This is a genomic window from Micromonospora globosa (assembly GCF_000717585.1).
Classification (GTDB): Bacteria; Actinomycetota; Actinomycetes; order Mycobacteriales; family Micromonosporaceae; genus Micromonospora; species Micromonospora aurantiaca.
Window position 1 is genome coordinate 36816 of record NZ_JNZR01000018.1, and the last position, 22113, is coordinate 58928.

Sequence of the window (22113 nt, forward strand, 5' to 3'; positions counted from 1 at the left end):
GAGGCCCAGGCGGTCGACCCCCGCGACGAGCTCCCCGATGGTTCACCCATCCCCGTGCCGCCAGTCGCGTTCCCCCTCAGCCTGCCACAGCCTCCACCGCCACCGCATCCACCACCGCCTGCCACCCCGGCAACGCCGCCAGCAAACCGTCCGCCCGCCGCCGCCGATCCGCCGCCGACGCCACCCCCAGATCAGCCAGCACCGCCCCGAACGCCCGCTCCCACTCCGGCGCCACCACGCCCGACACCACATGACACCGCGCCCACGTCACCAGCACCCAGAACATCGCCTCCCGATGCCGGCCCGCCTCGATCAGCTCAGCCGCACCGTCGAACACCACCGGACGCCCCGCAGCGCCCAGATCCGCCCCGAACGCGAACCCCTCCCGCGGCAACCGCGACACCTCGTCGAACACCACCGCCAACCCGGCCAGATGCTCCCGCACCCGCGCCGCGTCCACACCCACCCCGCCGCCGTCGAGCGTGTCCAGCAGGCCCGCGTACCGATCCGCGAACCCGAACCGCGACAGCACCCGCTCCGCCCGCACGTACCGCCGCCGCACCGTCGGATCCGCCAGACCCGCCACCGCCGGCCACACCGCCAGCAACGACGTCGGAAACACCCACGCCAGCACCTGCTCCGCCACCGGCGCCGAACCGCCCACCGCCCGCAACCCGGCCTCGATGCGCCGCCGCACCCCCGCGCACCGCTCCCGCACCCACACCGGATCCGCGAACCCCGCCGCCACCCGCTCCCGCACCGCGGCCAGCCGCCCCGACGGATCCGCGATCACCCCATCGGTACGGAACATCGGCGCGAACACCCACGACCCCAGCACGTCCTCCGGGCCACCCAACTCCTCCCACGTGACGGTGCTGACCTCCAGCAGCACCCCCCGGTGCACGAACTTGCCCACCTTCACACCGGGCTCCCGGCGTACCAGCAGCACGTCCACGTCCGACCACACCGGCAGCACCGCGTCGTCCGGCAACCCCACAGTCGACCCGCTGAACAACGCCCCCTCGATCGACGGGTCGACGCGCATCCGCTCCCGCACCCACCCGACAGCCACCGCCCGCGCCGCACCCACCCGCATCCGCCGCCCCCAATCAATATGAACACGCATGGTTGTCGATCGGACACAGAACGTGGACCATCGACGTAAGTGACTGTCGTCGAAATCGTGTGGGGCGATGCGAATGACGGGATACCACCCGATCCTCAAGGGGCGCCAAGCCGAACTCCAGGCCGTCAGCCACGTCCCCGACGAACTCGCACCACACATCCTCCCGATTTTCGACCTGCCACCCTCCAAGCACGGTCCGATCACTGACGCGTGCACCTTCAGTCAACGCGCACAGGACAGCATCCCGCGTGACATGGTCATCGCCGTCGACGTGCGCCACCTCCCCGAGCCCACCACCGGCACCCGCCGACCACTCCGGGACATCGCGGACGACCTGCATCCGTGGGGGATCCCCGCGCTGCCCGTCGCCCACCTGAACGACACCCCCGCACAACTGGCCGACGTCCGTTACTCCGCCGCGCCCTACGGTGGCGTTCTCCGGCTCACCGCCGACCACACCGAACCGGACGACACCGAAACCGACGCACGACTGAGCCACGTCCTATCCGCCACCGAACTGCAACCCGAGAACTGCACCCTCGTCATCGACGTCGCCGAGGTGGCATCCGACCGGCACCTCACGACAGCCGAACCCCTCGTCCGCAAACACCTCGTGTGGGCCGGACGCCACCCCTGGAAGGCGGTCGTCGTCGCCGCCGGAGCGATGCCCGCCACGATCTCCCACGTACCAGCCCACACCGCCATCCCGCTCCGCAGGCGGGACTTCGACCTCTGGCAGCGGCTCAAGGACCACGACATCCAGTTCGCCGACTACGGCGTCACTTACCCCGGCGCCGGCTTCGGACCCCGAGGGCCAGCACCCAACATCCGCTACACCCACCAGGACGCCTGGTGGACCTACCGTGCGCCGCGCGACGGCAAGGGCAGCGGCAACACCGGCATCTACGACATCTGCCAGGCCCTTGTAGCCGCCGACCACTGGCCGCGCACCGGGCGTCACTTCTCCTGGGGCGACGAGCAGATCGCCCTGCGCGCCTCCCGCCACGCCGGCCCCGGCACCGCCACCCAATGGATCGCCTGGGCAACGTCGCACCACCTGTCGTACGTCGCCGACCAGCTCGGCCTGACAGCTATCGCTTGACCAACCCCGACAACGCCCGGTTGGTACGGTTCGCCGCCACCGCCGCCCGCTGCTGACCCGCCGTCACCTCGATGTACGTCTGCGACGACGCCAACGACGCGTGCCCCAGCAACCGCATGATCTCCGCCGCGCTCGCCCCGACCTCCGCCAACCGCGTCGCGAACGTGTGCCGCAACGCGTGCAACCGCGCACCCCGCGGCACCCGGTCACCGATGCCCGCCCGCCGGTAACACGACTCCACCAGGTACTGCAGCCCACCCCGACGCAACGCCTCACCCTGACGATCCACCAGGAACGGCGAATCCGGCCGCACACTGCGCGACCCGAACCGGAACCGCCGGCTGTCCAGGTAACCCGCCAGCACCCGGTCCACGGCGTCCTCGATCGGCACCGTGCGCGGCCGCCCGCCCTTACCCGCCACGTCCACCCGCCGCTCACCGTCGCGCCCGGCCACCGACGACACCCGCAGCGCCAGCAGCTCCGACAGCCGCAACCCCGCGCACAACGCCAGCGCCAGCACCGCCAGGTCGCGCTCCGGCCACGGATCACGCTGCCGGCCCTCCGCCCGGGCCACCGCCGCCAGCAACTCCTCCGGGGTGTCCTCGCCCCGCAGCGGCTTGGGCCGGGGGAGCGGCGTGCGGGGCCGCCCCACCGCCGGCATCGGATTCCCCGGTACGACACCCTCGGCGACCAGGAACGTGAAGAAGCTGTTCCACGTCGACCAGGCACGATGGACCGACGCGGCGGCGCGGGGAGCGGCGAACCGCGCGAACGCCGCGCGCATCACCTTGGGGGAGAGGGTGCTGACCGTTAGGCGCAGGGGAGAGGCGTCACCGTCCGCCGCCACCAGCTCGGCCACAGTGGTCAGGTCCCTCCGGTATGCGGCCAGGGTGTGGGGGGAGGGCTTACGGGTGGCCCGGGCGGTCAGGAACTCCTCAATAAGAGCGCCCACCGTTTCGTCCGGTTTGTCATGCATAAGGGATATTATGCATGATTCTCGCGTTCCCGTCAGGAGGCACATCAGGGGAGCGCGGGCGATCAAAGCCATGATCAACTCCATCTCGCCGAGATGGCGGTAATCCCAGTGCTCCGATGCAGCCACATCGGCGAACCGGCGGCGGCTCCGGCGATCATGAGGTTGGCCGGGGAGTGCCGTCCAATTTGTCGCCGCCAACTTCATGATCGGCGGACGGTGGGTGGAGCGAGGTGGGATTCGGCGGGGGATGCGCGGGTCGCCTCGTGGGTGGGCCGGCCCGATGATTGGCGCCTGGGCCAACGGCGGCGGCATCGTGTCCGGAGGTGCGAGCCGGCTCGCGGCGAGCTTGCTGCCGCTGCCAGCGCTCGCCAGGTCGAGCACGCGGTCCCGCAGCACGACAGGGGGTGACTGCTTGACCCTCCGGCACCCCGAAGGCCCGCAAAAGCGGTCACCTGCCTCGCGCGGGCGCTCGGGGAGCTCCCGCCTCAGCGTTACTTGACATAATGTACATTATCGAACCGGGTGGGCCGCGGCGAACCCACGGGCGGAAAGCAAGGGTCGCTAGAGTATGGCCTGCCTTCCGGGCATGACAACCGATCCGCCGTTTTCCAGTTCCCCGCTACCTGGCCACTTAGCCTGGAACCGCAGTTCCGGGCGGTCGTCAGGAGCGTTCTCGATGGACAACCGGCACGATCACGCCGAGCAGAGGAACCCACGCCCCGAGTCCTGGAAGGTCCGGTCCCCCCATCGGATCTTCAGCAAGGCCCGCACCGCGCCCTCGCCCCTGCCGATCCCGAAACCAGCGCCCTGGCTGGTCCTCGGAATCGTCAGCACGGTGGCGCTGCTCCTGGCACTCGACCGCCTAGCTCGGTCCGGCGCCGTCCCGACCGGTCAGAGCGACTGGGAGTTGCTGGAGCCATTCCGTCTCCTCCTGATCGGTGTAGCTCGTGCCTTCGACCGGTCCACTGAGCTGTGGCGACGGATCGGGATACTGTTCCTGTTCCTGGCGGCCTTCGTCGCGTGGCGCAACTTCCGCCGTGAGTGGCTCGCACACCGTCCAGGGGCGGTCGACGTGCGTGACTTCGAGAACGCCGCGGACGCGAACGACACCGGCCGGGCGGCGTACCTGAAGAGCCGGTTCTGCCGTCAACTCGCCACCACCAGCATCTATCCGCCGTACGCGGGCCCGACGACCCTCCCGGCGCAGAACTTCCTCGATGTCCTCGGCGAGGAGCCGGGAACGTTCACGAACCCGTTGGCGGTCCTGCCGAAGTTCATGGCACGGCTCTGGCCCCGGACGGGTTACATGATCAGGGCGACTCTCCAGGAGCGGAAGCAGGAGCCCTGTTACGGCGTCTCGGTCACGGTCACGTCGTTCGCTGGTGCCACAGGCAGCGCGACGACTACGGAGTGGGGCATGACCTGGGAAGACGCCACGTGTAAGGCGGCCTACTGGACGATGGCCAAGATTCTGCCGGTGACTCGCCTGGCTGATGAGGCACCGTGGCGGACGTGGCGACTCCGCGACCTGCCGACCGGGCTGTTCGAGGCGTACAACGAGGCCAAGAAGCGGCACGACGAGCGGCGTCTCGACGACGCGCTCTGGTGGTATCGGGAAGCTCTTCGCCTGGACCCCTTCAACTCCGACATCCGCATGATGGTGGCCAGCGTTCAGGAAGACCTGGGTCTGTTCCTCGCCGCCCTGGACACGTACCACGGGGCGCTCTGCCTCGGTGAGTTGGAGAGCCGCTACACCGCCTCGCTCTGGACCCGCAGACGGGACCGGTGGAGGCACCCCTTCCGCTACCCCGTCTCGATGCTGTGGGCCATCCGCCGTCGCCGGGAGCTCATCCGCCTGCGCTACCAGTACGCGAAGACTCTGGCGTATTCGGAACGCACAGCGGAGGACTGGTTCGCCGTCGATGCCGTCGGAGAGCGGAAGGTTCTCCGCGACCAGATCAAGGATCGGTTGATCGCGGTCTTCGTGGGGCGGTACTGGCCGTTGTTGTCTTCCTTTCGCGATGCGGCGGACCGTGCCGAGGCGCAACAGCAGGTCAAGGAGATGCTCGGTGCCCCGGCCACCGCTCGGGTGCTGCTCAACCTGGCCGCGCTCCAGGAGTTTCACCGGTTGCACGAGGACGCAGCCCTGGCGTGGTTGGTCCGCGGAACCCGCTCCGAGGTGACCAGAGGCCTGCTTCGCTTCGCGCGAGACGTGTGGGCGCCGCTCCGGCTCGCCCGCGCCGTACACGACTTGGCCCAGGACCAGCTGACGGTTGCCGGCGTCGAGGTCGGCTGGTTTGCCGAGCAGAAGCTGATGGCGATGCGGAACCTGCGACGCTGGTGGCCGCGACGGCTGTACCGGCGAGTCGAGACGATGGTGCGGAGCTGGCCTGTCCAGCCGGAGTCGCTTCGCGACGCCGTCATCCGCGCACAGCGTCGTCATCGGCTCGGCCCGGGGCGTCTGGGCTACCTGGACTACTACCAGGCGGCGGCTGCATACGCCTACGGGCTGTACGGCTATCTCCCCGTTCCCCCACCGAGTCCGGCGGCAGGTGTCGCTCCCGCTCCTCCCGGCGAACTCGGTGACGACCAGCGCCAGCGCTTGCTGACCGAGTACGCGGTGATCGAACTCCAGGCCGTGCTGGCCAGCGCTGGCAGCAAGGTCGCCGGGCAGGTCTCGCTCCAGGCCACCACGCAGACCGGTGTGGCCTCACGGCTGCGCAGTTGGATCGCCAGCAGTGACCCGGACTTCGGTCGCCTCCGCGGCAGTGACGACTTTCGGTTCCTTCAACTGGACCTGGACCAGCCGATGCGATCGGTCCTGCGGCGCCCCGAGAACGTCACCCGTATTCGGATCGCCGCGTATGTCAAGAAGCTGCTTCACGACGGGGCGGCGCTGCTGGAGCGAAACTGGCACCAGCGTTGTGAGCCGCCGTGGCGGGCGGATGTCCACGACCTGATCAAGTGGCTCGAGCTGGATGATCGGACATGGCGGCTGCTGGCGAGGATGGCGGAGGACCGCGCTTGGTACTGGCTGCACCGGGCGCAGTTCTGCCGGCTCGTCACCGAGGCGGTGGAGCTCGTGCACCTCGCGGATCTCCGCTTCCCGCCACCTGTGCCGGTGTTCGACGAGTTGGTCATCGAGAAGCCGGACGGCCTGGAGTCGCTGTCTCGACGCGACCAATCCGTCGAAGCCCGGGTGGCTGAGCTGACCCGGCACGTGGACGAGGTCGTCCAGCAGGTCGGCCGGGTGACCGCGACGCTGAGCGCTGCCACCGCTGAGGTCGGCCTGGCGACCTTGAGGCGGGTCGACGCGGAAGGAGAGAGGCCGGGCGTCGAGCGCCTGCGCGCGGTCTGCGGCCGGCGTGCCGCGCACTGGCAGCGGGTAGTCGACATCCTGTCTGATGATCGGCTGCGGGTCGAATTCGTCGACCCGGTGAACATTCAACTTGAGCCCTGAAGGGACGTGCCCGCGCATCCTTGTCGTGGGGCCCTCCGCCGGGCCTCTCCCCTGTGCTGCCGTCCGGCGGTCAGGCGCCGACGTAGTCGGCCAGGTGTTCGCCCGTGAGCGTCGACCGGGCCGCCACGAGATCCGCCGGGGTGCCCTCGTACACGATCCGGCCGCCGTCGTGTCCGGCGCCCGGACCGAGGTCGATGATCCAGTCGGCGTGCGCCATGACGGCCTGGTGGTGCTCGATCACGATGACGGACTTCCCCGTGTCGACGAGCCGGTCGAGCAGGCCGAGCAGTTGGGCGACGTCGGCCAGGTGCAGGCCGGTGGTGGGTTCGTCGAGGACGTACACGCCGCCCTTGTCCCCCATCCGGGTGGCGAGCTTGAGCCGCTGCCGTTCGCCGCCGGACAGCGTGGTGAGGGGCTGACCGAGCGTGAGGTAGCCGAGGCCGACGTCGGCGAGCCGGTCGAGGATGGTGTGGGCGGCCGGGGTGCGGGCCTCGCCGTCGCTGAAGAACGTCTCGGCTTCGTCGACGGACATGGCGAGGACCTCGCTGATGTCGCGTCCGCCGAGGTGGTAGTCGAGGACGGCGGGCTGGAAGCGCTTGCCTTCGCAGTCCTCGCAGGTGCTGGCGACGCCGGCCATCATGCCGAGGTCGGTGTAGATGACGCCGGCGCCGTTGCAGGTCGGGCAGGCGCCTTCGGAGTTGGCGCTGAACAGGGCGGGTTTGACGCCGTTGGCCTTGGCGAAGGCCTTGCGGATGGGGTCGAGCAGGCCGGTGTAGGTGGCGGGGTTGCTGCGGCGGGAGCCGCGGATGGCGGTCTGGTCGACGCTGACGACGTCCTCGCGTTTGGCCAGTGAGCCGTGGATGAGGCTGCTCTTGCCGGAGCCGGCGACGCCGGTGACGACAACCAGGACGCCCAGGGGGATGTCGACGTCGACGTCGCGCAGGTTGTGGGTGCGGGCGCCGCGGATCGGCAGGGTGCCGGTGGGCGTACGCAGCTTGTCCTTGAGGGTGGCGCGGTCGTCGAGGTGGCGGCCGGTGGTGGTGTCGCTGGCGCGCAGGCCGGCGACTGTGCCTTCGTAGCAGATGGTGCCGCCGGCGGTGCCGGCGCCGGGGCCGAGGTCGACGACGTGGTCGGCGATGGCGATGGTCTCGGGTTTGTGTTCGACGACGAGGACGGTGTTGCCCTTGTCGCGGAGTTGGAGCAGGAGGTTGTTCATGCGGGCGATGTCGTGCGGGTGCAGGCCGATTGTGGGTTCGTCGAAGACGTAGGTGACGTCGGTGAGGGACGAGCCGAGGTGGCGGATCATCTTGGTGCGCTGGGCCTCGCCGCCGGAGAGGGTGCCGGCGGGGCGGTCGAGGCTGAGGTAGCCGAGGCCGATCTCGACGAAGGAGTCGAGGGTGTCCCCCAGTGCCTTGAGCAGCGGGCCCACGGAGGGTTGGTGCAGGTCGCGTACCCAGGTGGCGAGGTCGCTGATCTGCATGGCGCAGGCGTCGGCGATGTTGATGCCGTTGATCTTCGAGGAGCGGGCTTCGGGGGCGAGCCGGGTGCCGTCGCAGTCGGGGCAGGTGGTGAACGTGACGGCGCGTTCGACGAAGGCGCGGATGTGGGGCTGCATGGCGTCGACGTCCTTGGCGAGCATCGACTTGCTGATGGCGGGGATGAGGCCGGTGTAGGTGACGTTGATGCCGTCGACCTTGATCTTCGTGGGCTCCTTGTGGAGCAGGTCGTCGAGTTCGCGTCTGGTGTAGTCGCGGATGGGCTTGTCGGGGTCGAACAGGCCGCTGGAGCGGAAGGTGCGGCTGTACCAGCCGTCCATGCTGTAGCCGGGGATGGTGATGGCGCCCTCGTTGAGGGAGAGCTTCTCGTCGTAGAGGACGGTGAGGTCGAAGTCGGTGACGGCGCCGCGGCCCTCGCAGCGGGGGCACATGCCGCCGAGGCGGTTGAAGGTGCCCTTCTTGGTCTGGGTCTTGCCGGGGCCGCGGTCGACGGTGATGGCGCCGGCGGCGCGTACGGAGGGGACGTTGAAGGAGTAGGCGTTGGGTGGGCCGATGTGGGGGTCGCCGAGGCGGCTGAACAGGATGCGCAGCATGGCGTTGACGTCGGTGGCGGTGCCGACCGTGGAGCGGGGGTCGGCGCCCATGCGTTCCTGGTCGACGATGATGGCGGTGGTGAGGCCTTCGAGGATGTCGACCTCGGGGCGGGACAGGGTGGGCATGAAGCCCTGGACGAAGGCGCTGTAGGTCTCGTTGATGAGGCGCTGGGACTCGGCGGCGATGGTGCCGAAGACCAGTGAGCTCTTGCCGGAGCCGGAGACGCCGGTGAACACGGTGAGGCGGCGTTTGGGTATCTCGACGTCGACGTTGCGCAGGTTGTTCTCGCGGGCGCCGTGGACGCGGATGATGTCGTGGCTGTCGGCGTGGTGCAGGCCGGTGGTGGCCTTGCTCATGGTCTCTCCGTCCGGTGGTGCGGGTGTCAGTCGAGCCAGCGGCCGTCGCGCATCAGGGTGCGGCCGGGTAGCTCGTCGGCTTCGCGCCAGGCCTGTATGCGGTGTGGCGTGATGCGGTACCAGCGGTAGGGCGTGGTCAGGGTACGGGGGTCGAAGCCGGTTCGGGTGGCGAAGCGGTCGCCTCGGCCGGTGGGCAGGGCGTCGAGGGCGAGGGTTTCGACATCGCCGTCGATCATGGTGACGTCGCGGGTGGGGCCGAGGCCGACGCGGGCGCGGCCGCCGGCGAGGTTGCGGCCGGTGGGGCTGTCGGCCGGGGTGGCGACGAGCAGTGTGTGGCCGTCCCAGTCGAAGGACAGGGGCACGAGGTACGGGGTGCCGTCGGGTTCGGCGGTGGCGACCCAGCAGTCGACGTCGTTTTCGAGGCGGTGGGTGGTGTCCTTGCGGCGGCGGGCGCGGGTGCGGGGTGCGTCGGTCATGGGGTGGGTCAGCGCCGCTCGTTGATGCGGATGAGGTTGCCGGTGGGGTCGCGGAAGGCGCAGTCGCGGACGCCGTAGGGCTGTTCGGTGGGTTCCTGGACGACGTCGGCGCCGGAGGCCTGGAGGCGGTCGAACAGGCCGTCGAGGTCGTCGGTGGCGAGGGTGAGCGCGCCGTAGCTGCCCTTGGCGATGAGTTCGAGGATGGTGCGGCGTTCGTCGTCGGTGATGCCGGGGTCGGCGGCCGGCGGGTGCAGGACGATGCCGGTCTTGGGCTGGTTGGGTGGGCCGACGGTGAGCCAGCGCATGTTGTTGTAGCCGACGTCGTTGCGCAGTTCGAAGCCGAGGGTGTCGCGGTAGAAGGCGAGGGCGGCGTCGGCGTCGGTGTGGGGCAGGAAGGCGTAGTGAATGGTGATCGTCATGGTGGTCACGCTAGTGGTGGTCGGCCGGTGCGGGCTTCTCGATTCCTGATCGGTCGGGTCGCCTGTTTGGTCAGGCACGGGGGTGGTTCGGCGGTGTCGGGTGCGTGGCGGGCGCGGTAGGCGCTGGGTGGTTCGCCGACGAGTTCGGTGAAGCGGGTGCTGAAGGTGCCCAGGGACTGGCAGCCGACGGCGAAGCAGACGTCGGTGACGCTGAGGTCGCCGCGGCGCAGCAGGGCCATGGCGCGTTCGATGCGGCGAGTCATGAGGTACGCGTACGGGGATTCGCCGTAGGTCTGGCGGAACTGCCGGCTGAGGTGGCCGGCGGACATGTGTTCGCCGCGGGCGAGGGCTTCGACGTCGAGGGGTTTGGCGTATTCGCGGTCGATGCGGTCGCGGACGCGGCGCAGCCGGGTGAGGTCGCGCAGCCGTTGGGCGAACGCGGGGTCGTCGGTTGCCGGGTGCGGTGGCACGTCCGCATCCTGCCTGGTGGGCGGTGGGGTCGTCCACCTGTTCGAGCGGCGAGTCGCCGCGCGGGTGCACCCGCGCGGCAGGTGCACCCGCGCTGTCGGTCAGCGCAGCCGGCGGGCGGTGAAGCGGGTGGGTGGGTCGGCGATGGCGTCCTGGGCGGCGACGAGTTGCAGTTCGCGGGTGCCGGCTTCGAGGGTCGCCTCGAGTACCGCGTAGATCGAGTTGGTGGTGCGTTCCAGTGCGGTCTTCGGTGAGCCGGTGGTGGCGAGGTGGGCGAGGTAGAGAGCGGCGGTGACGTCGCCGCCGCCGTTGGGGGCGATCGGCAGCAGCGGGGTGGTGACGGCCCAGGCGCCGTCGTCGGAGACGGCGACGACTTCCAGGTGGCCGGCGGGCAGGTCGCCGTGCAGGACGCTGGTGACCAGGACGTGCCGGGGGCCGGTGGCGCGGACGGTGTCGACGGCGGCGAGCAGGTCGTCGACGGTGTCGGTGGTGCGGCCGGCGAGGAATTCCAGCTCGAACTGGTTGGGGGTGACGATGTCGGCGCGCGGGACGACTGTGTCGCGGAGGTATTCGGGGATGCCGGGGCGGACGAACATGCCGCGGCCGACGTCGCCCATGACCGGGTCGCAGCAGTAGAGGGCGGCCGGGTTGGCGGCCTTGACGCGGGCGACGGCGTCGAGGATGACGGCGCCGACGGCGGGGTCGCCCTGGTAGCCGGAGAGGACGGCGTCGGCGGTGCCGAGCACGCCGCGGTCCTCGATGCCGGCGATGACGTCGGCGACGTCGGTGGGGGCGAGCAGGGGGCCGCGCCAGGCGCCGTAGCCGGTGTGGTTGGAGAAGTGCACGGTCAGGACCGGCCAGACCTCGTGGCGGAGGCGTTGCAGCGGGAACACGGCGGCGGAGTTGCCGACGTGGCCGTAGGCGACCGACGACTGGATGGACAGGATCTTCACCCGGTCATCGTCGCATCCCGGGCCGGGGATGACTGCCGGTGGTGGGGTGATGACGGGCCGGGACGGCGGTGACCGTTCGGCGCAGCGTTTCGGCCGTCCGGCGCGGGGCGGGTTTGGGTGCAGCGTGCGGCAGGGGCATGAACCGGGGTGTTCTCGCCATCCGGACGGAGGAAGCACTGATGCTTTCCGCACTCGATCGTCGGCACACCGTCGCGCCGCCGGGGTACAGCCGTTGGCTGATTCCTCCGGCGGCGCTGGCGATTCATCTGTGCATCGGGCAGGTCTACGCCACGAGCGTGTACAAGAACTCCCTGATCGCGCATTTCGACACCGGTCAGACGGCGATCGGGGTGATCTTCAGTATCGCGATCGTGATGCTGGGGTTGTCGGCGGCGGTGGCCGGTACGTGGGTGGAGGCGAACGGGCCGCGTAAGGCGATGTTCGTCTCGGCGTGTTTCTGGGCGGCGGGGTTCCTGGTGGGGGCGCTGGGTATCGCGACCGGGCAGCTGTGGCTGCTGTATCTGGGGTACGGGGTGCTGGGCGGGATCGGTCTGGGGATCGGGTACATCTCCCCCGTCTCCACGTTGATCAAGTGGTTCCCGGACCGGCCGGGTCTGGCGACCGGCTTGGCGATCATGGGGTTCGGTGGTGGGGCGATGGTGGCCTCTCCCCTGTCCCGGCAGCTGCTGTCGTTCTACGACCCGGGCTACGACCCGGCGAACAGCGGTTCCACGGCGTCGGGGCCGGCGTTGGTGTGGTTGTTCGTGACGCTCGGCGTCGGCTACTTCGTGATCATGATGTTCGGGGTGTTCAACGTGCGGGTGCCGGCGCCGGACTGGCGGCCGGCCGGGTTCGACCCGGCTCGGGTGGCGGACAAGCCGCTGGTGACGACGGCGAACGTGTCGGCGGCCAACGCGGTCAGGACGCGGTCGTTCTGGCTGCTGTGGGTGGTGCTGTTCTGCAACGTGACGGCGGGTATCGGCATCCTGGAGCAGGCCAGCCCGATGATCCAGGACTTCTTCCGCGAGGGTGGCACGTCGGCGGTGTCGGTGGCGGCGGCCGGCGGGTTCGTGGGGCTGTTGTCGCTGTTCAACATGGCGGGCCGGTTCGTGTGGTCGTCCACCTCGGATGTGATCGGCCGCAAGCCGATCTACATGGTGTACCTGGGTGTGGGCATGGTGCTGTACCTGCTGCTGGCGCTGGTGGGGCAGACCGCGACGGCGTTGTTCGTGCTGCTGGCGTGCGTGATCCTGTCGTTCTACGGCGGCGGGTTCGCCACCGTGCCGGCGTACCTGCGGGACCTGTTCGGCACGTTCGAGGTGGGTGCGATCCACGGACGGCTGCTGACCGCGTGGTCGGCGGCGGGCGTGGCCGGGCCGCTGATCGTCAACGCGTTCCTCGACGCGCAGGGCGAGCCGGGCACGTTGACCGCGGCGGCGTACCGGCCGGCGCTGTTCACGATGGTCGGCGTGCTGGCGGTGGGTCTGGTGGCGAACCTGCTGGTGCGGCCGGTGCCGCAGCGTTACCACGAGCCCGCGTCCGGGCGGGACGAGACGGAACCGGGGCAGCCGGTGACGGTGGAGAGGAGCGGATCGTGAACGAGCGGACCGGTGGCGGGCAGCGGGCCCGTCTGGTGGTGTCGTGGCTGGTGGTGTCGGCGCTGCTGGGCTACGGCGTGGTGCAGACGCTGATCACGGCGGCGAAGCTGTTCACCCAGTAGGAGACGCGACGCGGCGGCCCGGGGGTGGAGATCCCCGGGCCGCCGCCGGGTCAGAGACCGCCGCCGACGCGCAGGACCGCGCCCGTTGTGTACGAGGCGTCCGGGCCGAGCAGGTACGCGATCGCGCCGGCGACCTCCTCGGGTTCCCCTGCGCGGCCCATCGGGATCCGGCCCGCGGCGGTGTCGGGCCGGTCGGGCACGCCGGAGCGGGCGTGGATGGTGGTGCGGATGATCCCGGGGGCCACGGCGTTGACGCGGACACCGTGCGGCGCGAGTTCCTTGGCCAGCCCGACGGTGAGGGTGTCGGTGGCGGCCTTGACGGCGGCGTAGTGCACGTACTCGCCGGGTGAGCCGAGCGTCGCGGCCACGGAGGAGACGTTGACGATGGCGCCGCCGCGGGTGAGCCGCCGGGCCGCCTGCTGGGCGCACAGCACGTACCCGATGAGGTTGACGTCGACGACCTCGCGCAGGTCGTCGACGCGCAGGTCGGTGAACGGGCCGATCGGGCTGGTGACGCCGGCGTTGTTGACCAGGCCGGTGAGCGGGCCGAGCCGGTCGGCGGCGTCGAAGATGCGGCGTACCTGGTCGGGGTCGGTGGTGTCGGCGGCGACGGTGACCGCGCGGCGGCCGGCGGCGCGCACGTCGGCAGCCACGGATTCGGCGGCGGTGTGGTCGGTGCGGTAGCCGATGACCAGGTCGTGGCCGTCGGCGGCGAGCCGGCGGGCGGTGGCCGCGCCGATGCCGCGTCCTCCCCCGGTGACGATGGTGACGGAGGTCAATGCCCTTCTCCCCTGCCTTGCGGTGGGGGCGACGTTACCGTGGGCGGGACCATCCGGGGTGGAGAGGACTGTCACATGGGGCGCGCGTTGGTGCTGGGTGGCGGCGGGGTGACCGGGGTGGCGTGGGAGCTGGGTCTGCTGGCCGGGCTGGCCGGGCACGGCCTGCGGTTGGACGAGGCGGACCTGGTGGTGGGTACGTCGGCCGGGTCGGTGGTGGGGGCGCAGGTGCGTTCGGGTACGCCGCCGGCGCGGTTGTACGAGGCGCAGCTGCGGCCGCCCCGCGACGAGGTGCCGGCCCGGCTCGGGACGGGCGTGCTGTTGCGCTGGGCGTGGGCCGGTGGGCGGGGCCGGGACGCGGCGCGGGCCCGGGCACGTATCGGCGCGATGGCGTTGTCGGCGCGTACCCCGTCGGAGCAGTCACGGCGGGCGGTGATCGCGGCGCGGCTGCCGTCGCCGGACTGGCCGGCGGCCCGGCTGCTGGTCACCGCCGTGGACGCGGCCTCCGGCGAGTTCGTGGTGTTCGACGCGGACAGCGGGGTGCCGCTTGTGGACGCGGTCGGCGCGAGTTGCGCGGTGCCGGGGGTGTGGCCGCCGGTCACAGTCGGCGGCCGGCGCTACGTCGACGGCGGGGTCCGCTCGCCGGTGAACGCGGACCTGGCGGCCGGGTGCGGGCAGGTGGTGGTCCTGGCGCCGACGCGCGCGGCGGTGGGGCCGATGCCGCGGCTGTCGGCGCAGGTGGCGGCGCTACGGGAGGCGGGGGCACGGGTGGCAGTGGTGTCGCCGGACCGGGCGGCGCGGACGGCGATCGGCCGCAACGTGCTGGACCCGGCGCGGCGGGCGGCGTCGGCGCGGGCCGGGTTCGCCCAGGCCGACGCGGTGGCCGACGAGGTGGCCGCGGTGTGGCGCTGACCGGGCGTGCAGCACGGGGCGGCCTGACCGGTGCCGCAGCTCAGGAGACGCCGGTCAGGCGGCTCAGGCGCCGGTTGAGGTAGCGCTGTTCGGGCAGGCTTCCGGTCAGCCGTGCGGCCAGCCGGTAGTGCTCGGCGGCGGCCTGTGGGTCGCCGTGGAGTTCCAGCAGGTGCGCGCGGACGGCGTGCAGCCGGTGGTGGCCGCGCATCGCCGGGTCGGCCAGCAGCGGGTCGAGCAGCGCCAGCCCGACGGCGGGGCCGTGCGCCATGGCCACCGCGACGGCCTGGTTGAGCGTGACGAACGGGCTGGGGGCGACCCGGCTCAGCATGTCGTAGAGGACGCTGATCTGCAGCCAGTCGGTGTCCGGGAAGGCCGGTGCCTCGGCGTGCACGGCGGCGATGGCCGCCTGGAGCTGGTAGCGGCCCACCGGGCCGTGGGGCAGGGCCCGGCCGAGCAGCGTGACGCCCTCGTCGATGAGGTCGCCGCGCCAGCGGGAGCGGTCCTGGTCGGCCAGCGGCACGAGGTCACCGGCGGCGTCGGTGCGGGCGGGCGACCGGGCGTGGGTGAGCAGCATCAGCGCCAGCGCGCCGGTGACCTCGTGGTGGCCGGGCAGCGCGGCGTGGACCTGGCGGGTGAGCCGGATCGCCTCCTCGGCGAGTTCGACGTCGAGGAGCTGGTCGCCGGAGGTGCGGGTGTAGCCCTCGCTGAACACCAGGTGGCACACGTCCAGCACGGCGGCCACCCGGCCGGGCAGCGCGTCCGGCGGCGGCATGGTGAACCGGGCGCCCGCCTCGCGCAGCGTCGCGCGGGCCCGGCTAAGCCGCTGGGTCATGGTCCGGGCCGGCACCAGGTAGGCGGCGGCGATCTGCTCCACGCGCAGTCCCGCGACCGCGCGCAGGGTCAGCGCGACCTGGGAGGGGCGGCTCAGCGCCGGGTGGCAGCACAGGAACAGCAGCCGCAGCGTGTCGTCGGCGCCGGTCACGGGCGTGTCGTCGACGGGCGGTTCGACGCCGGCGCCGGGTTGCCGGACCGCGTCGAGCCGCTCGCGGCGGCTGCGGGCCTCCTCGGCGCGCATCCGGTCGATCAGCCGCCGCGCGGCGACCCGGATGAGCCAGGCCCGCGGTTCGTCGGGCACGCCGGTGAGCGGCCACCGGGCGGCGGCCGCCTCCGCCGCGTCCTGCAGGGCGTCCTCGCAGGCGTCGGGTTGCCCGTAGCGGCGCAGCAGCGCGGCGCGGACGTGCGGCGCCTCCCGGCGCCACACGTCCGCGAGGGGCGGGGCGTTACTGATCGGACCCGCCCGGCCACATCAGGGGCCGCAGCTCGACGGTCTCCCCCGGGCCGGCGAACTTCGCGGCGACGGCGTCGGCGCGGGCCTGGTCCTCGACGTCGATGAGGAAGAAACCGGCGAGGTGTTCCTTGGCCTCGGAGTACGGGCCGTCGGTCGCCAGCGGCGCGCCGTCGCGCCACCGGTAGAGCCGGGCGGTGCGGGGGTCGCCGAGCGCCTCGCCGACGACCAGTTCCCCGTTGGCGTGCAGCTCGGTCATCACCTGCTCGAAGTCGGCGTTGAGCCGGTCGCGTACCTCGGCGGGCAGCTCCTGGTGGGCGGCGAGGTATTCGGAGGTGGGGTGGCCCCACGGCTCCGGGTTGGAGTGGATCATGATCACGTACTTCACTGTCGGTCCTTCGCGTCGTGCGGCGGTGCCTCCCCGCCGCTCGCCGGGTACGACGGAGCGGGATCGCCGATGTCTACATATCCTCGCGTCATGAGTGACGCGGTGGGTGTCGGTGACCTGGTCGAGGATTTCACGCTGCCGGACGAGACGGGCACGCCGCGGCGGCTGTCGGAGTTCCTGGCCGCCGGTCCGGTGGTGCTGTTCTTCTACCCGGCGGCGATGACGCGGGGCTGCACGGCGGAGAGCTGCCACTTCCGGGATCTGGCGGCGGAGTTCGCGGCGGTGGGCGCGTCTCGGGTGGGGATCAGCCGGGATCCGGTGCAGCGGCAGGCGGAGTTCTCCCGCCGGCACGGGTTCGACTATCCGCTGCTGTCCGACGTCGACGGCGAGGTGGCGCGGGCGTTCGGGGTGCGGCGGCGGCTGCCGCTGGGCGCGCTGAGCACCCGGCGGATGACGTTCGTGATCGGCACGGACCGGCGGGTGCTCGCAGTGGTGCACAGCGAGCTGAGCATGAACGAGCACGCCGACGCGGCGCTGCGGGCCCTCGGGGGCTGATCATCGCGGTGTCGCAGCCGGCTGGTATCAAGGCTGCGTCAAACAGGTGTACGGAAGAGGGCGTGATGGCGGGTCAGGGTTTGTCCACTGACGAGGTTCAGGGGATCCGGGAGGCGCTGGCCGCGGGCCGCAAGCCCCGGGTGGTGTTCACCGAGGCGGCCGGGCAGATGGCCGGGCAGCTCGGGCAGGTGGTGGAGCTGACCGACCCGGCGGCGTCGGAGGAGTTCGTGGTGGTGCGGTTCGGCCGCGACGAGCTGCCGTTCTCCCCCGCCGACGTGGCGATCGCCCCGAAGGGTGCCGGGCGGCGGCCGGCCGCCGAGGCGAAGCCGGAACCGGAGCAGCCGCCGGCCGCGCCGGAGCCGGAGTTCGTGCTGGACACGCCGCGGGTGCCGGCGCCGCGGCGGGAGGAGCCGAAGGCCGAGCAGCCGCAGGCGGAGCCGAAGCCGGCGAAGCGGGTCGTGAAGGCCGCGAAGCCGAAGACCCCGCCGGGGCTGACCGTGACGCTGGCCTACGCCGAGGGCGAGTGGACGGTGGCCGCGCAGCAGGGCACGAAGGCGCTGGCCCGGCCGTACGTGGTGAAGCCGGCCGAGGCGCTGCGGATGGTGGCGCTGGTGGACGTGCCAGGGGTGCAGGAGGCGGTGGAGCAGATCCTGGCCGCCGAGCGGGCCGAGGCCGAGCAGCAGGCGGAGAAGCTGCGCGCCGAGCTGGCCGAGATCGAGGCGCGGCTGGCGGAACTGCGCGAGGCGCGCTGACCCCGGAACGCCCCGCGGGGCCGGTGCGACCCCCTCGCACCGGCCCCGCGCCCCTGCGCCCACAGGTCGATCAGTGTTGCGGAATGTTCTGTACCCCGATCCGGCGGCGGAACACCCAGTACGTCCAACCCTGGTAGGCCAGCACGATCGGCGTGAAGATCACCGCCACCCAGGTCATGATCTTCAAGGTGTACGGGGTGGACGCGGCGTTGGTGGCGGTGAGCGTGCCGGCCGCGTCGAGGGTGGACGGCATCACGTTCGGGAACAGCGCGGCGAACAGCGTCGCCACGGCCAGCGCGATCGCCACGGCGGTGCCGGTGAACGCCCAGCCCTCCCGGCGTACCTTGGCCGCGGCCAGACCGCCGAGCAGGGCGAGGGCGGCGCCGACGGCGAGCACGACGGCGGCGGCGCTGGAGCGGATGCTCAGCGACCAGCTCAGGAACGCCACGGCGGCCACGGCGGTGCCGACGCCGAGCTTCACGGCGAGGGCGCCGGCGCGCTCCCGGATGTCACCGGTGGTCTTGAGCGCCAGGAACACCGCGCCGTGGGTGAGGAACAGCCCCAGCGTGGTCAGGCCGCCGAGCAGCGCGTACGGGTTGAGCAGGTCGAGCAGGCCGCCGACGTACTCGTGGTCGGCGTCCAGCGGCACGCCGCGGAAGATGTTGGCGAACGCCACGCCCCACAGCACGGCCGGGATCGCCGAGCCCCAGAAGATGGCCTGGTCCCAGCGGCGCTTCCAGGACGCCTCGGGCCGCTTGTGGCGGTACTCGAAGGCGACGCCGCGGGCGATCAGGGCCAGCAGGATGAGCAGCAGCGGCAGGTAGAAGCCGGAGAACAGGGTGGCGTACCACTCGGGGAAGGCGGCGAACATGGCGCCGCCGGCGGTGATCAGCCACACCTCGTTGCCGTCCCAGACCGGGCCGATGGTGTTGATCAGGACGCGGCGCTGCCTGTCGTCGCGGCCGAGCACCGGCAGCAGCATCCCGACGCCGAAGTCGAAGCCTTCGAGGATGAAGTAGCCGGTGAAGAGCACTGCTACGAGGAGAAACCAGACGGTCGTCAGTTCCACGGTTGGGCTCCGGGGTGTCAGTAGGCGAACGCCAGCGGGCGCTCGGCGTCGTCGGTGTCGTCGTCGTCGGACTGGGGGGTGACGTCCGGTACGCCGGCGCGGGCGTAGCGGACCAGCAGTTTGAACTCGACCACCGCGAGGACGGCGTAGATGAGGGTGAACGCGGTGAACGAGGTGAGCACCTCGGTCAGGGAGACGCTGCGGGACACGCCGTCGCGGGTGAGCATCTCGCCGAAGACGATCCACGGCTGGCGGCCCATCTCGGTGAAGATCCAGCCGAAGGAGTTTGCGAGCAGCGGCAGCACGGGCATGACCAGGCCGGCCCGCAGCAGCCACTTGCTGGTCGGGGTGCGGCCCTTGCGCTGGCTCCACAGCACCAGCAGCGCGATCGCGGCGGCGGCCAGCCCGAAGCCGATCATGAAGCGGAAGCTCCAGTAGGTGACCGGGATGATCGGGGCGTAGTTGCCGGGGCCGTACTGGCTGGCGTACTGGGCCTGCAGGTCGTTGATGCCCTGCACGGTGCCGTTGGGGTCGCCGGTGCCGAGGAACGACAGCAGGTACGGGATCTTGACGGCGAACAGCTCGCGGCTGCCGTCGAGGCTGCCGACGGTGAACACGGAGAACGAGGCGGGGCTCTCGGTGGTGTAGAGGCCCTCGGCGGCGGCCATCTTCATCGGCTGCACCTCGGTCATGATCTTGCCCTGGATGTCGCCGGTGAGGATGACCAGCGCCGAGGAGATCAGGACGACCCAGGAGCCGAGCTTGGTGGCGAAGCGGTACGCGCCGGTGTCGGCGCTGTCGCGGTTGCGCATCACGTGCCACAGGCCGACGGTGACCATCAGCGACCCGGCGACCAGGAACGCGCCGGCCAGGGTGTGCGGGAAGGTCACCAGGGCGACCTTGTTGGTGAGCACGGCGACGAAGTCCGTCAGCTCGGCACGGCCACTCTCCGGGTTGATCCGGAACCCGACCGGGTTCTGCATGAACGAGTTGGCGGCGAGGATGAAGTACGCCGACAGGTTGGTGCCGATCGCGGCGGCCCAGATCGCGGCCAGGTGCAGGCGCTTGGGCAGCCGGTCCCAGCCGAAGATCCACAGGCCGATGAACGTGGATTCGAGGAAGAACGCCACCAGGGCCTCGATGGCCAGCGGCGCGCCGAAGATGTCACCGACGAAGCGGGAGTAGTCACTCCAGTTCATGCCGAACTGGAACTCCTGCACGATGCCGGTGACCACACCCATCGCGAAGTTGATCAGAAAGAGCTTGCCGTAGAACTTGGTGAGTTTGAGGTACCGCTCGTTGCCGGTGCGGTGCCACATGGTCTGGAGGATCGCCACCAGCACGGACAGGCCGATGGTCAACGGCACGAACAAGAAGTGGTAGACGGTGGTGACACCGAACTGCCAGCGGGCGACGTCCAACGCGTCCACCTGAAACCCCCAGCTGCGCATACTACGAGACGTAGTAGATACTACTCGGCGTCGTAGCGAAAGCAGCAGGGCCGCAGGGCCCCACCCGGCCCGGGACCAATGACCCTGATCACCTTGCCGGAGGACCCCCACCGGCTCCCCGACCCGTGCCCGCGCGTGGGAACATCCAGCACTGATGAACAGCACCCCCTGGCGCGCGCCGCTGCTGTGGCGGAGCGCGCAGACGCTCGCCCGCGCCGTCGTCGGGCTGGTCGGCCGGCTGGAGGTCACCGGCGACGTGCCCGACGCGCTGCGCCACGGCCCGCTGGTCCTGGCCGCCAACCACATCAGCCCGTTCGACCCGGTGGTGCTCGCCGCCGCCTGCCGGGTCCGGCGCGTCGCGCCCCGGATCATGGCCACCGGCGGTCTGTTCCGCGCCCCGGTGATCGGGTCGCTGATGCGCCGCGCCGGGCACATCCGCGTCGACCGGGGCACCTCCGCGGTGCACCGGTCACTGGAGGTCGCCGCCGAGGCCGTGGCCGGCGGCTCGGTGGTGGTGGTCTACCCGGAGGGACGCATCGGGCTCGACCCGGGCATGTGGCCCGAGCGGGGCAAGACCGGCGCCGCCCGGCTCGCCTTCGCCAGCGGCGCCGCCGTGGTCCCGGTCGCCCAGTGGGGCTCGCACGAGGTGCTCCCCTACCGGGCGCCCAAGGGCATGCTGCGCGCGACAGCCCGGGCGATCGTCCGCCGGCCCGCCATCCGGGTGCACTTCGGCGCCCCGGTGCCGCTGGACGACCTGCGGTCGGGCTCCCCCGGCGCGGCCCGGCAGGCCACCGACCGGATCATCGACGCGATCACCGACGACCTGGTGCCGCTGCGCCCCGACGAGCCGGACCGGCCGCGCCACGTCGACCCGGGCCGGCCGGTCGACACCGCCCGCGCCCACCGTCGCCACCGCGCCGGCTGACGCATCCCGGCGCCGGTGGCGGGTATCAAGTCCTCGCGCCCCTTCAGGTGGAGAGGACCTGGTCATGACCGCTGTCCGAGCACTCGTTCTCAACTGCACCCTGAAGCGCTCCCCGGCGACGTCCAGTTCACAGGTGCTCGGTCAGGAGGTGCTCGACGCGCTGGCCGAGCAGGGTGTCGACGGCGAGATCGTCCGGGTGGTCGACCACGACGTGCGCTTCGGGGTCTCCGTCGACGAGGGCGACGGCGACGGCTGGCCCGGCATCCGCGCCAAGCTGCTCGCCGCCCAGATCCTGATCATCGCCACGCCGATCTGGCTCGGTCAGCCCTCGTCGGTGACCAAGATGGTCCTCGAACGGTTGGACGCCGAGCTGTCCGAGACCGACGACCAGGGCCGCCTGCGCACCTACGGCAAGGTCGGCGGGGTGGCCGTGGTCGGCAACGAGGACGGCGCGCACCACACCATCGCCGAGGTGCAGCAGGCCCTCAACGAGGTGGGGTTCACCTGCCCGGCCGCCGGGGCCACCTACTGGGTCGGGGAGGCGCTGCACAAGACCGACTACGTCGACGCCCGCCCCAAACCCGACACGACCGGCCGCACCACCGCCGCGCTGGCGCTCAACAGCGCCCACCTGGCCCGGCTGCTCGCGGACCGGCCCTACCCGCCACCCGGAACCCGCGGCGCAGGCACCGAACCCAGCAGCCAGTCCGGCTGACCCGGCGCCCCCTGCCCGCACCCGACCCGACCCCGCGGCCCGCTACTCCGCCGTCGATCTTGCAATTGGTGCCCCGGCAAACCCGGCCAAACGCCCCCGACGAGGGGCCGCAAGTGCAAGATCAGCGAGGCGAGGGCGG

General features: G+C 71.4%; 21 protein-coding genes. 9 read left to right on the forward strand and 12 right to left on the reverse strand.

Annotation, left to right across the window (positions count from 1 at the left end):
- Positions 1 to 76: 76 nt before the first annotated feature.
- A complete protein-coding gene (locus tag IF06_RS0117485; RefSeq protein WP_030272234.1) occupies positions 77 to 1096 on the reverse strand; it encodes a hypothetical protein in 1020 nt (339 codons plus the stop codon).
- 103 nt (positions 1097 to 1199) lie between these two features.
- On the opposite strand from IF06_RS0117485, the gene IF06_RS0117490 reads away from it, so the two are divergent.
- Positions 1200 to 2228: a beta family protein gene (locus IF06_RS0117490; RefSeq protein ID WP_232236708.1), complete on the forward strand. Its 1029-nt coding sequence runs from the start codon at positions 1200 to 1202 to the stop codon at positions 2226 to 2228.
- On the opposite strand, the gene IF06_RS0117495 is transcribed toward IF06_RS0117490, so the two are convergent.
- A complete protein-coding gene (locus tag IF06_RS0117495; protein WP_030272238.1) occupies positions 2218 to 3204 on the reverse strand; it encodes a tyrosine-type recombinase/integrase in 987 nt (328 codons plus the stop codon). The genes IF06_RS0117490 and IF06_RS0117495 overlap by 11 nt on opposite strands.
- 676 nt (positions 3205 to 3880) lie before the next feature.
- On the opposite strand from IF06_RS0117495, the gene IF06_RS0117505 reads away from it, so the two are divergent.
- A complete protein-coding gene (locus tag IF06_RS0117505) occupies positions 3881 to 6664 on the forward strand; it encodes a hypothetical protein (RefSeq protein ID WP_143025311.1) in 2784 nt (927 codons plus the stop codon).
- Positions 6665 to 6734: 70 nt separating this feature from the next.
- Here IF06_RS0117505 and IF06_RS0117510 read toward each other — a convergent pair whose 3' ends face one another.
- The 5 genes from IF06_RS0117510 to pdxY form a co-directional block, all read right to left on the reverse strand.
- Positions 6735 to 9110, reverse strand: a complete 2376-nt coding sequence (locus IF06_RS0117510; RefSeq protein WP_030272240.1) for an ATP-binding cassette domain-containing protein — start codon at positions 9108 to 9110, stop codon at positions 6735 to 6737.
- A 26-nt stretch (positions 9111 to 9136) separates the two neighbouring features.
- Positions 9137 to 9586 carry a pyridoxamine 5'-phosphate oxidase family protein gene (locus IF06_RS0117515; RefSeq protein ID WP_030272241.1) on the reverse strand — a complete coding sequence of 150 codons (450 nt, stop codon included), beginning with the start codon at positions 9584 to 9586 and terminating at the stop codon, positions 9137 to 9139.
- A gap of 8 nt (positions 9587 to 9594) precedes the next feature.
- A complete protein-coding gene (locus IF06_RS0117520) occupies positions 9595 to 10005 on the reverse strand; it encodes a VOC family protein (RefSeq protein ID WP_030272243.1) in 411 nt (136 codons plus the stop codon).
- Positions 10006 to 10010: 5 nt separating this feature from the next.
- Positions 10011 to 10475 (reverse strand): helix-turn-helix transcriptional regulator, encoded by a 465-nt coding sequence (locus tag IF06_RS0117525; protein ID WP_013286348.1) that lies wholly within the window; start codon positions 10473 to 10475, stop codon positions 10011 to 10013.
- Between the two features lie 99 nt (positions 10476 to 10574).
- Positions 10575 to 11426: a pyridoxal kinase PdxY gene (gene pdxY / locus IF06_RS0117530; protein WP_013286347.1), complete on the reverse strand. Its 852-nt coding sequence runs from the start codon at positions 11424 to 11426 to the stop codon at positions 10575 to 10577.
- A gap of 179 nt (positions 11427 to 11605) precedes the next feature.
- Between pdxY and IF06_RS0117535 the strand changes: the two genes are divergently transcribed.
- Together IF06_RS0117535 and IF06_RS34755 are read left to right on the forward strand one after the other, a co-directional pair.
- Positions 11606 to 13024, forward strand: coding sequence for an OFA family MFS transporter (locus IF06_RS0117535; protein WP_030272246.1), 1419 nt, complete (start codon positions 11606 to 11608; stop codon positions 13022 to 13024).
- Positions 13021 to 13146, forward strand: coding sequence for an MFS transporter small subunit (locus IF06_RS34755; protein WP_013286345.1), 126 nt, complete (start codon positions 13021 to 13023; stop codon positions 13144 to 13146). Before IF06_RS0117535 ends, IF06_RS34755 begins: the two co-directional genes overlap by 4 nt.
- Positions 13147 to 13196: 50 nt before the next feature.
- On the opposite strand, the gene IF06_RS0117545 is transcribed toward IF06_RS34755, so the two are convergent.
- On the reverse strand, positions 13197 to 13925 hold the full coding sequence (locus IF06_RS0117545; protein ID WP_013286344.1) for an SDR family NAD(P)-dependent oxidoreductase: 729 nt from the start codon (positions 13923 to 13925) through the stop codon (positions 13197 to 13199).
- Positions 13926 to 14000: 75 nt separating this feature from the next.
- Here IF06_RS0117545 and IF06_RS0117550 point away from each other — a divergent pair, with 75 nt between their 5' ends.
- Positions 14001 to 14834 (forward strand): patatin-like phospholipase family protein, encoded by an 834-nt coding sequence (locus IF06_RS0117550; RefSeq protein WP_030272247.1) that lies wholly within the window; start codon positions 14001 to 14003, stop codon positions 14832 to 14834.
- A 40-nt stretch (positions 14835 to 14874) separates the two neighbouring features.
- On the opposite strand, the gene IF06_RS0117555 is transcribed toward IF06_RS0117550, so the two are convergent.
- Both IF06_RS0117555 and IF06_RS0117560 read right to left on the reverse strand, forming a co-directional pair.
- Entirely contained in the window at positions 14875 to 16095 is a 1221-nt protein-coding gene (locus IF06_RS0117555; RefSeq protein WP_084588823.1) for an RNA polymerase sigma factor, read from the reverse strand.
- Positions 16096 to 16114: 19 nt separating this feature from the next.
- The gene (locus IF06_RS0117560; protein ID WP_030272251.1) at positions 16115 to 16507 is read right to left on the reverse strand and encodes a YciI family protein; all 393 of its coding nucleotides are present in this window, start codon (positions 16505 to 16507) and stop codon (positions 16115 to 16117) included.
- A gap of 90 nt (positions 16508 to 16597) precedes the next feature.
- On the opposite strand from IF06_RS0117560, the gene IF06_RS0117565 reads away from it, so the two are divergent.
- Complete coding sequence (locus IF06_RS0117565) at positions 16598 to 17062, forward strand: peroxiredoxin (RefSeq protein ID WP_221488069.1); 465 nt, start codon at positions 16598 to 16600, stop codon at positions 17060 to 17062.
- 65 nt (positions 17063 to 17127) lie between these two features.
- The gene (locus IF06_RS0117570) at positions 17128 to 17814 is read left to right on the forward strand and encodes a hypothetical protein (RefSeq protein ID WP_013476783.1); all 687 of its coding nucleotides are present in this window, start codon (positions 17128 to 17130) and stop codon (positions 17812 to 17814) included.
- A gap of 70 nt (positions 17815 to 17884) precedes the next feature.
- On the opposite strand, the gene cydB is transcribed toward IF06_RS0117570, so the two are convergent.
- Both cydB and IF06_RS0117580 read right to left on the reverse strand, forming a co-directional pair.
- Positions 17885 to 18883 carry a cytochrome d ubiquinol oxidase subunit II gene (gene cydB, locus IF06_RS0117575; protein ID WP_030272253.1) on the reverse strand — a complete coding sequence of 333 codons (999 nt, stop codon included), beginning with the start codon at positions 18881 to 18883 and terminating at the stop codon, positions 17885 to 17887.
- A 17-nt stretch (positions 18884 to 18900) separates the two neighbouring features.
- Positions 18901 to 20313 carry a cytochrome ubiquinol oxidase subunit I gene (locus tag IF06_RS0117580; RefSeq protein ID WP_186461635.1) on the reverse strand — a complete coding sequence of 471 codons (1413 nt, stop codon included), beginning with the start codon at positions 20311 to 20313 and terminating at the stop codon, positions 18901 to 18903.
- A 175-nt stretch (positions 20314 to 20488) separates the two neighbouring features.
- Between IF06_RS0117580 and IF06_RS0117585 the strand changes: the two genes are divergently transcribed.
- Both IF06_RS0117585 and IF06_RS0117590 read left to right on the forward strand, forming a co-directional pair.
- Positions 20489 to 21259, forward strand: a complete 771-nt coding sequence (locus IF06_RS0117585) for a lysophospholipid acyltransferase family protein (RefSeq protein ID WP_013286335.1) — start codon at positions 20489 to 20491, stop codon at positions 21257 to 21259.
- Between the two features lie 64 nt (positions 21260 to 21323).
- Complete coding sequence (locus tag IF06_RS0117590) at positions 21324 to 21974, forward strand: flavodoxin family protein (protein ID WP_013286334.1); 651 nt, start codon at positions 21324 to 21326, stop codon at positions 21972 to 21974.
- The last annotated feature ends 139 nt before the right edge of the window (positions 21975 to 22113 follow it).